Source organism: Rhodococcus sp. CX, assembly GCF_015865005.1.
Lineage (GTDB): Bacteria > Actinomycetota > Actinomycetes > Mycobacteriales > Mycobacteriaceae > Rhodococcus.
Map to the genome: position 1 here is coordinate 7,135 of NZ_JADZGH010000094.1, position 9,373 is coordinate 16,507.

Here is a 9,373-nt window from a genome sequence, read left to right on the forward strand (position 1 = left end):
CGCTGACCGCCGCGTCGTCGATCGTCGGATCGGCCCCGGACGTGCGGGTCGTCGCCGACCGCGTCCACGAGGTCGGGGGCCTGATGGTCGTCGATGCCGCGGGCGCAGCCCCGTACGCGCACATCGACATGGACGATCTGAGCGCGGACATCCTCACAGTCAACGCGTCGGCGTGGGGCGGACCGCAGATCGGTGCGCTGGTCTTCCGTGATCCCTCGCAGCTCGACCGGATTCCGTCGATGTCGCTCGACCCGAACGCTCGCGGCCCGGAGCGGCTCGAGGTCGGCGGCCACCAGTACGCGCTGCTCGCCGGGCTCGTCACGTCCGTCGACTTCCTCGCGTCCCTGGACGACGAAGCGACCGGCACCCGCCGCGAAAAGCTCATCACGTCGATCAGTTCGATGCAGGACTACCAGGACCGGTTGTTCGACCGGCTGACCCGGCAGCTCGACAACCTGCCCGGTGTGATGGTGATCGGTCGCGCCGAGAGCCGCGTGCCGACGCTGAGCTTCACGATCCCGGGTCTACCGGCCGAGAAGGTCGCGGCGCACCTCGCCGACCGGCGCATCGCGACCGTCACCACCGGACGCGGCTCCAGCCGGCTGCTCGATTCGCTGGGCGTCGGTGAAGAGGGCGGTGCCGTGAGCATCGGCCTCGCCCCGTACACCACGCGCTACGAGATCGACCAGCTCGTTCGCGAGTTGCGCGCGATGACGGAGTGAGACCGGGCTGCTTCACCGGTTGATCGTGAGCACCACCTTGCCGACGGTGTCGGATGCGTCGAGCATCTCGTGTGCCGCGGCGGCCTCGGTGATCGGCAGTTCGGCGTGCACGATGGCGTGCACCTTGCCCTCGGCGATCAGCGGCCACAGGTTCTCGCGGACCGAGGCGACGATCTCGGCCTTCCCGGACTTGCCGGTGTCGGGACGCCCGCGCAGACCCGTCGCGAGGACGTGCCCGCGCTTGGCGAGAAGCTGACCGAGGTTCAGTTCGCCCTTCGATCCGCCCTGCATGCCGATCACGACGAGCCGCCCGTCGGGCGCGAGCACGTCGATGTTGCGGGGCAGGTACTTCGCGCCCATGTTGTCGAGGACGACGTCGGCGCCACCGAAGGTCGCGCGCACCTCCTCGACGAAATCCTGGGTGCGGTAGTCGATCGCCAGATCGGCGCCCAGCTCGCGGCACCGGTCGAGCTTGCCCGCCGACGCGGTGGTCGCGACCTTCGCGCCGAGGGCCTTCGCGACCTGGATGGCGTGGGTGCCGATGCCCCCGCCGCCGCCGTGCACGAGGAACACCTCGCCGCGTTCGAGCCCGGCGGCCATGACCACGTTCGACCACACCGTGCACGCGACCTCGGGCAGCGACGCGGCGGCCGCGAGATCCATGCCGTCGGGCACCGGCAGCAGCTGCGACGCCGGGACCGCGACCTGCTCGGCGTAGCCGCCGCCGGACAGCAGTGCGCAGACGCGGTCGCCGATGCTCCAGCCCGTCACGCCCTCGCCGAGTTCGGCGATCACACCGGAGCACTCGAGGCCGAGGATGTTGCTGGCCCCGCGCGGCGGTGGATACAGGCCGCGACGCTGCAGCAGGTCGGCACGGTTGACGGCGGTCGCGGCGACGTCGATGAGGACTTCACCCGGACCGGCGACCGGATCGGGCTGCTCGTCCCATCGGAGGACCTCGGGCCCGCCGGGTTCGGTGACAACGATTGCGCGCATGCGTTCGAAACTATCGTGTCGTCGTTCCTGTTCGCCGGAGATGTCGGGTACTGCGTCCATGTGTTGCGCAAAACAGACCTACCGGTCGGGAAAGTTGGGGGTGCTGACTACAATTCCCGCGTGAGCGCCGAACACGACGAGCCGAACTGGTTGACCGCCGAGGAACAGCACGCCTGGCGAACCTATATGGACGGCAACTACCGGCTCATGGATGTTCTCAACCGTGACCTGCAGGAAGCCCACGGCCTCACCCTCGCCGAATACCGCATCCTGGTCCTGCTGTCGGAAGCCCCGGACGGACGGCTGCGCATGAGCGACCTCGCCGACGGCGTGCTCTCGTCCCGCAGCCGTCTCACCCACCAGATCCGCCGCATGGAGGACGAGGGCCTGGTGTTGCGCTGCGCCTGCGCGGAGGACGGTCGCGGGGTGCTGGCCGCCCTCACCGACGAGGGACGTGCCCGCCTCACCGAGGCCGCGCCCACCCATGTCGCGAGCGTCCGCCGCAATCTGATCGACCTGCTCAGCAAGTCTCAGATCAAGACCTTGGCCCAGATATTCACCAAGGTCGCGGCGGCCGTCGGCAACAGGTGATCATCCTATGGTTAGGATTTGCCACGGAAGCGTGGCAGAGCGGCCGAATGCACTCGCCTTGAAAGCGAGCTTGGGTAACACCAACGGGGGTTCAAATCCCTCCGCTTCCGCCACGAAGCCCCTCACCTGATCGCAGGTGAGGGGCTTCTTGTTGGTTCTGCGGGGTCGCGTCACCCCTCGTTTTTCCGAGCGAGCGGCACGCTCAGTCGATTGAAGGAGACGGGTGTACCACTCGCTCGGACAACGAGGGGGCCGGCCGCCCGGGTCGGAAAGGGGCGGGCCGTCAGCCGGGCAGGTTCTCCGGAATCCAGTTCGGGTTCCGCTTCTCCATGAATGCCCGCATCCCTTCCCGAGGTTCGGGTGAAGTCTCGAGCGCGCCGAGCATCGTCTCGTAGTCGAAGAGTCCGTAGCGCTCGTTGAGCATGCGCTTGACCTGGGCGCGTGCGATGGGGGAGGTCTGCAGGATTTCTCGCGCCGCCTGCAATGCTGCCTCCCGGAGGTTCTCGTGCGGCACGACGCGGGAGATGACGCCCAGACGCTGGGCCTCGGCGGCGTCGAACCGACGCGCCGAGAGCATCAGGTCCCGCGCGACCGCGACGCCGACGTGCGCGGGCAGCGCGGCCGCGAAGGTCGCGTCGGGGATGCCGCGGAGCAGTTCGGGCACGCGGAAGGTCGCGCGGTCGCTGGCCACGGCGATGTCGGACATCATCGCGACCAGCAGACCGCCCGCCTGGCAGATGCCGTTGACGGCGGAGACGACGGGCGCGCGGCTGTCGCGGATGGTGAGGAACGGCAGGATGTCGTGCCCGATGCCGTCGGGCAGGTTGTCGCCGGGTTCGGCGCGTCCGCCCAGGTCGCCGCCCGGTGCGAAGACGTCGTCGACGCCCGTGATGATGAGCGCGGCCAGGTCCGGATCGGAGTTGACGAGCCGGACCGCTCGTTTGAGCCCGTAATACATCGCCGGGGTGAAGGCATTGCGCGCTGCCGGCCGATCGATGATGCACCAGCCGATCGCGCCCTCGCGTTCGAAACGCAGGCCGCCGGCTCCCAAGTCGTCTCCCATGGGTGCAGCATATCCAGTTCTCGTGAAATGAGAACGGGATATCCGACACGGTGCTCCCGAGGCCTGTGTAACACCGCGATACGGGGGGTAAGTGCGATTCCGGACCACCCTCCGAACCGATCGAAACGGCTCGCCACACCCTTCGAGGTGCTTGACCCCGGTAAGCCGTGGAGGGTTGGGTGGGCGGACCGGGGGCCGTCGGGGGACCAGGGGAGATCGATGCACAAACGAGGTACGTACAAGGGGACGATCGCCGCTTTCGTCCTTTCGGTTCTGCTGCCGTTGCTCGGCGCGACGCCGGCATCGGCGGATCCGGTGCCGACCGCCCGGGTGGACCACGTGGAGCACCTCACCGACCGCCGATCCGCCCTGTTCGTGTACTCCCCGTCGATGAACCGCGTCGTGCAGGTTCAGGTGCTGCATCCGTCGGGGCAGGGACCGCGGCCGACGCTGTACCTGCTCGACGGCGTCAGCGCCGGATCCGAATCCGACTACCGCGAGAGCACCTGGACGCAGAAGACGGACATCGTCGACTTCTTCGCCGACAAGAACGTCAACGTCGTCCTGCCCGTCGGCGGTACCGCCAGCTACTACACGGACTGGCGCAACCCGGATCCGGTGCTCGGCACCAACCGGTGGGAAACCTTTCTGACCCAGGAACTTCCACCGATCGTCGACGCCGTTGCCGGAGAACTCGGCGTCGACGCGATCGGCGGACTGTCGATGGGCGCGACGGGCGCGATGTCCCTGATCACCCGCCATCCCGACCTGTACGAGGGCGTCGCGGCACTCAGTGGCTGCCTGGACATCTCGCGTGATTCCGCCCGGGACTCGGTGCGCGGCACCGTCGCTTACAAGGGCGGGAACCCCGACAACATGTGGGGCGCGCCCGGCGACCCGGAGTGGAAGGAACACGACCCGTACACGAACGCGGAAGCATTGCGCGGCAAGGACATCTACATCAGCACCGGCAACGGGCTGCTCGGCCCCTACGACTTGGGCGCGGACAGCGACGTGCTGACCGTCGGTGCCCCGCTCGAAGCCGGCGCGTTCGCCTGCACGATCACCTTCGACCGCCGGCTGCGGGAACTGCGCATTCCCGCGACCGTCGAGTACCGGCCGTGGGGCACCCACACGTGGCCGTACTGGCAGGACGACCTGCGGTCGGCGTGGCCGACGCTGGCCCGCGCGCTCGGGCTCAGCGAACGCTGATGCGATCGGTCGGCGGCGGTGAGACCGGACCGTGCGCCGACAGGTACCCGTTCAGCGCGTCGAGGTCGGCGCCTGCGCCGGTCGTGCGGCGACCTTCGGTGAACGCGGTGAAGCCGTCGCCGCCCGCGGCCAGGAAGTCGTTGACGACGACGACGTACGTCGCGGCGGGGTCCAGCGGCTGTCCCGCGACCGTCACGTCCTGGATCCGCCGACCCTGCTCCGCCGCCCGGTCGATGGTGTAGCGCAGCGTGTGCGACGGCGAGAGAATCCGCTCGAACGACCGCCCGAACACGTCGGTCTGGAACTGCTGCTCGAGGATGGCGACGAGCTGCGCGCCGGTGACCTCGAGCTGCAGCAGGCGGTTCCCGAACGGCTGCACCGCGTAGGTTTCGCCGAAGGTGACGACGCCGTCGTCGGCGTGGGTCAGATCCGCGCGCATGCCGTCCGGGTTGGTCAGCGCGATCTGCGCGCCCGCCGATTCGGCCGCGGCGAGCTGCGCGTCGGCGATGACGTCGCCGAGGGTCGATTCGCCGCCGACGGTCTTCTCCCGGGTGAGGTCGGCGGTGATGGTCCCGACGGACCGCCCGGCGACCGAGGCGGACTGGTCGACGGCCCTGTCGACGAATTCCTTCGTCCGCGGGTCGGGGGCGATGTCGTGCGTGACGACCTGGTTGAACGAGACGGTGCGGTCGCGGATCACGTCGCGACTCTCGCGGTCGATGGTCAGATCGGCGACCGAGAGGATGCGCCCGTGGGAGGCGCCCTGCACGACCGTGCGCGGCTTGCCGAGGGGATCGAGGAAACTGCAGTTGAAGTGGCTCTCGCCGTCGGAGGTGACGATGACGTCGATCTTCGGTGAGACCCGGGTGGCGACGGCCGCGGCCGGACCGGATTCCGGATCGCACGTGTCGTGGCCGGAAGGCACCGGCAGATCACCCTTGTAGAGCAGCACGATCGACCGGACGCCCAGCGCGTCGAGGATGTCGGCGGTACGGTCGGCGGCCTCGACCTCGTCCCCGAACTGCAGGCCTTCGATGGACTCGGCGCTGATCACGTCCGGGGTGTTGCGGGGGAGCACCCCGATGACACCGACCGGCACACCGTCGATGTAGTCGACGCTGAACGGCAGCGCCGCGGGAGAGCCGTCCGCCGTGGACAGATTCGCGCCGAGGAACGGGAACTGCGCGCCCTCGAACGGGGAGACGTAGCGGCATCCCTCGGGATGGCAGCCACCGTCGCGCAGGCGCTGCAACTCCGCCACGCCGTGGTCGAACTCGTGGTTGCCCAGGGCCAGGGCGTTCACGTCCAGCGCGTTGAGCAGTTCGACGGTCGGCTCCTCGTGGAACATCGCCGATTCGAGCGGGGACGAACCCCACGCATCACCCACCGAATACAGCACCGAGTTCTCGGCCTGGCTGCGCAATTGCCGGACGTACGCGGCGAGGTAGGCGGCACCCCCGGCCGGCACGGACTCACCGTCGGACCGGACGACCTTGCTGCGGGAACCCTGCGGGGGCAGGAGGTTGCCGTGCAGGTCACCGAACGCGATCAGGCGCAGCGGGACGACCTCGGGGGGCCGGGCGACCGCCGGACCCAGGCCGGCCGCCGCCCACAGGACCGCGGTCGCCAAGGCCAAGGACACCCCCCGACGACGCGATACGCGACCACCCATCCACATCCTCCGCGTCCGCCGTCGTGCTTGGTGAGTGTGTCAACGTCGGATCACACCCCTGGCACCTGCAGGTAACGGTTGGGTCTCGTTCGGGTGGGAGTCGGAGCTATTCGAGACCTGCGTATGCGCGACCCGGGCCGGTCGCGAACGCGAGGAATGCGTCGTTCTCGTGCGGGTCGCCGATCGTCACGCGGGCACCATCGGTGCCGTAGTGCCGGATCAGGACGCCCGCCTCGGCGCTGGCCTCGGAGAACGCCGGCGAATGCTCGCCGAGGGGCAGCCACAGGAAGTTCGCGGCACTCGGCGGCACCGGGTAGCCGGCCGCGGTCAGTGCGTCGAACATCCGGGTGCGTTCGGCGACCACCTGCTCGGTCCGGTCGAGGAGTTCCCTCGCCGCAGCGAGCGACGCGATCGCCGCACTCTGGGCCAGCGAATTCACCGCGAACGGCGTGTGCACCTTGCCGAGCGCGGTGATGATCTCGGGATCGGCGACGGCATATCCGACGCGCAACCCGGCGAGCCCGTACGCCTTCGAGAACGTCCGCAGCACGACGACATTCGGGCGGCCCTCCACAAGGGTCAGCCCGTCGGGCAGGTCCTCACCGGGCGCGGGACGCACGTATTCGAAGTACGCCTCGTCCAACGCCACCAGGACGTGCGACGGCACCTCGTCCAGGAACTTGACGAGCTCGTCGCGGCTGAGCAGCGAACCCGTCGGATTGTTCGGATTGCAGATGAAGACCAGGCGGGTGCGGTCGGTGATCGCGGCCAGCATCGCCGGCAGGTCGTGCCCGTGCTCGGCGGTGTTCGGCACCGGCACCGCGGTCGCGCCCGCCACCGCCGCGACCACCGGGTACGCCTCGAACGAGCGCCACGAGTAGACGACCTCGTCACCGGCATTGCACGCGATCTGCACGAGTTCCTGGCACAGGCTCACCGACCCGCATCCGACGGCGATGCGCTCGGGACCGACGCCGAGCCGCGCGGACAGCGCGCCGATCAGCGCCGCCGACGAGTTGTCCGGATACCGGTTCAGGGTCGTCGTCGCCTCGGCGATGGCCTCCCGCACGCTCGGCAGAGGACCGGCGGTCGTCTCGTTGCTGGCCAGCTTGATCGCCCCCGGAAAACTCCGTCCGGGCACGTAGGCGGGGATAGCGGCAAGGTCGGGACGAGTACGTGGAGTCACCACGCGATTATGCGCTCGGCGATCCCGTGCACACACGCGGTGGTCGTGCGATCGTTGACGGTATGCAGGTCATCAGCACCGTTTCGGCTTCGCTGCCGGGGGACGCGGGGCAGGTCCCGCTGACGGTGATCCGGCCGGACGGTGCAGCGCGCGGCGCGATCGTGCTGCTGCACGAGTCGCGGGTGTTCTCACCGGCATTGCTGCAGTTCATGGACGCGCTGGCGGGGGAACGCTGGCTCGTCGTCGCACCGCACCTGTTCCATCGCGAGCCGACGCACTCCGCGGCGGAGGTGTTCGGCGACGCCCTGTTCGCCGACGTCGATGCCGCCTTCGAGTGGATCGCGGGCCGAGGTGTGTCGCCCGACATGATCGGGCTGATCGGATTCGACGATGCCGGTGCCGCCGCGCTCGTCGTGGCCACCCAACGCCGGGTGGGTGCGGTGGTGAGCGTCGCCGCGCGCGGCATCGCGACGCCGGTGCATCCGGACGCGCCGGCGCTGTTGTCGATCGTCGGGTCGCTGCAGGCGCCGTGGCTCGGGCTGTACGGGGAGGACGATCCGGGCACGCCGCCCGCCGACGTCGAGCGGTTGCAGGACGCCGCGGCCGGGGCGGATGCGCCGACGCTCGTGGTCGGCTATCCGGGGCTGGCGCATCGCCCGGACGAGCCTCCGGTCGAGCACGCGACGGTCGATCCGGAGACGGATCCGCGGGAGGCGGCGATCATCGACGCGCGACGCAGGATCTTCGACTGGTTCGACGCACATATGCGCTGACCAGGCGTTTTGCATTTACTGGGGGAGCATGTGTAATGTTTCGGTCCGGCGGTTCGAGAGAATCGAAACCCCCCGAGGAGGCGTGCCAGAGCGGCCGAATGGGACTCACTGCTAATGAGTTGTCCCCCTTACAGGGGACCGGAGGTTCAAATCCTCTCGCCTCCGCCACGTTGGTGTATGGTTCACCGGCGGAACAACTGAATACGGATATGCGCCCGTAGCTCAACGGATAGAGCATCTGACTACGGATCAGAAGGTTAGGGGTTCGAATCCCTTCGGGCGCACAGCGAAAACCCCGCATCGATCGCGATGCGGGGTTTTCTCGTTCCGGCGGTGGACTACGGCAGTTTCGCCACGATCTCCTCGGCGAACCGTTCGATCGGTTCCCGGTAGCGTTCGGCCGGGTGCTTCAGGTCCGTGTGGTCCCCGGCGTGGGTGCGGTCCCAGTTCGCCCACGGCGAGATCATCACCCCGGTGATGCCGAGTTCGGCGGCACGTTCGTAGAGGTCCGGGGTGGGTTCGCCGCGCACGGTCGCGATGATCTCGAAGGGCTCGTTCTCCCGTCCGTATTCACGGCGGTATCCGTTGAGCCGGCCGATCACGCGTTCGGCTTCCTCGAGGGTGTAGGCGGTGCCCACCCACCCGTCGCACAGGCGGGCGGCCCGTTTGAGTGCTGCGTTGGATTCTCCCCCGCACAGCACCGGCACCGGCTGCGGCGGATGCGGTTCGATCATCATCTCGGGGATGTCGTAGAACTCGCCCTGCCACGACACCCATCCGCCTTGCCATAACGCCCGCAGTGCGTCGACCATCTCGTCGAGGCGGCGACCGCGATTGTCGAAGTCCTGGCCGAGCAGTTCGAACTCGTCGCGCATCCAGCCGGCGGACAGCCCGATGGACACCCGGCCCTGGGCGATCGCCGCGGCGGTCGCGACCTGCTTGGCGACCTCGAGCAGCGGCCGCGACGGCGCGATGTAGACGTTGTTGCCGAAATGCAGGTCGGTGGTGACCGCTGCCATTGCTCCGATGAGCACCCAGGCGTCGGGCCATTCGGTTTCCGGCGGCCAGAAGAGTTTGCCGTCGGGGGTCGCGGGATAGGGCGTCTTCATGTTCTTCGGGTAGACGAGGTGATCGGAGACGAGAATCCCGTGGTAGCCG

General features: G+C 68.7%; 9 protein-coding genes and 3 tRNA genes. 7 read left to right on the forward strand and 5 right to left on the reverse strand.

What is annotated here, in order from left to right:
* The coding region (locus I0Q12_RS32575) for an aminotransferase class V-fold PLP-dependent enzyme (protein WP_231610399.1) at nt 1-722 on the forward strand (722 nt) is incomplete at its 5' end.
* Nucleotides 723-734: 12 nt separating this feature from the next.
* On the opposite strand, the gene I0Q12_RS10145 is transcribed toward I0Q12_RS32575, so the two are convergent.
* The gene (locus I0Q12_RS10145) at nt 735-1,718 is read right to left on the reverse strand and encodes an NAD(P)H-quinone oxidoreductase (protein WP_197251804.1); all 984 of its coding nucleotides are present in this window, start codon (nt 1,716-1,718) and stop codon (nt 735-737) included.
* 186 nt (nt 1,719-1,904) lie between these two features.
* On the opposite strand from I0Q12_RS10145, the gene I0Q12_RS10150 reads away from it, so the two are divergent.
* Both I0Q12_RS10150 and I0Q12_RS10155 read left to right on the forward strand, forming a co-directional pair.
* Complete coding sequence (locus tag I0Q12_RS10150; RefSeq protein WP_197251814.1) at nt 1,905-2,309, forward strand: MarR family winged helix-turn-helix transcriptional regulator; 405 nt, start codon at nt 1,905-1,907, stop codon at nt 2,307-2,309.
* A 25-nt stretch (nt 2,310-2,334) separates the two neighbouring features.
* Nucleotides 2,335-2,422, forward strand: a tRNA-Ser gene (locus tag I0Q12_RS10155).
* A gap of 170 nt (nt 2,423-2,592) precedes the next feature.
* Here the strand turns inward: I0Q12_RS10155 and I0Q12_RS10160 are convergent.
* Nucleotides 2,593-3,372, reverse strand: a complete 780-nt coding sequence (locus tag I0Q12_RS10160) for an enoyl-CoA hydratase/isomerase family protein (protein WP_197251805.1) — start codon at nt 3,370-3,372, stop codon at nt 2,593-2,595.
* 219 nt (nt 3,373-3,591) lie between these two features.
* On the opposite strand from I0Q12_RS10160, the gene I0Q12_RS10165 reads away from it, so the two are divergent.
* On the forward strand, nt 3,592-4,584 hold the full coding sequence (locus tag I0Q12_RS10165; protein ID WP_197251806.1) for an alpha/beta hydrolase family protein: 993 nt from the start codon (nt 3,592-3,594) through the stop codon (nt 4,582-4,584).
* Here the strand turns inward: I0Q12_RS10165 and I0Q12_RS10170 are convergent.
* Both I0Q12_RS10170 and hisC read right to left on the reverse strand, forming a co-directional pair.
* Nucleotides 4,571-6,256, reverse strand: coding sequence for a bifunctional UDP-sugar hydrolase/5'-nucleotidase (locus tag I0Q12_RS10170; protein WP_197251807.1), 1,686 nt, complete (start codon nt 6,254-6,256; stop codon nt 4,571-4,573). The genes I0Q12_RS10165 and I0Q12_RS10170 overlap by 14 nt on opposite strands.
* 106 nt (nt 6,257-6,362) lie before the next feature.
* Nucleotides 6,363-7,442, reverse strand: coding sequence for a histidinol-phosphate transaminase (gene hisC, locus I0Q12_RS10175; RefSeq protein ID WP_197251808.1), 1,080 nt, complete (start codon nt 7,440-7,442; stop codon nt 6,363-6,365).
* 62 nt (nt 7,443-7,504) lie between these two features.
* Here hisC and I0Q12_RS10180 point away from each other — a divergent pair, with 62 nt between their 5' ends.
* The 3 genes from I0Q12_RS10180 (at nt 7,505) to I0Q12_RS10190 (ending at nt 8,499) form a co-directional block, all read left to right on the forward strand.
* A complete protein-coding gene (locus tag I0Q12_RS10180) occupies nt 7,505-8,215 on the forward strand; it encodes a dienelactone hydrolase family protein (protein WP_197251809.1) in 711 nt (236 codons plus the stop codon).
* A gap of 76 nt (nt 8,216-8,291) precedes the next feature.
* Nucleotides 8,292-8,383: transfer RNA gene (locus tag I0Q12_RS10185), tRNA-Ser, on the forward strand.
* A 43-nt stretch (nt 8,384-8,426) separates the two neighbouring features.
* A tRNA-Arg gene (locus tag I0Q12_RS10190) sits at nt 8,427-8,499 on the forward strand.
* A gap of 54 nt (nt 8,500-8,553) precedes the next feature.
* On the opposite strand, the gene I0Q12_RS10195 is transcribed toward I0Q12_RS10190, so the two are convergent.
* A partial coding sequence (locus I0Q12_RS10195; RefSeq protein ID WP_231610400.1) for a TIGR03619 family F420-dependent LLM class oxidoreductase occupies nt 8,554-9,373 on the reverse strand: 820 nt, incomplete at its 5' end.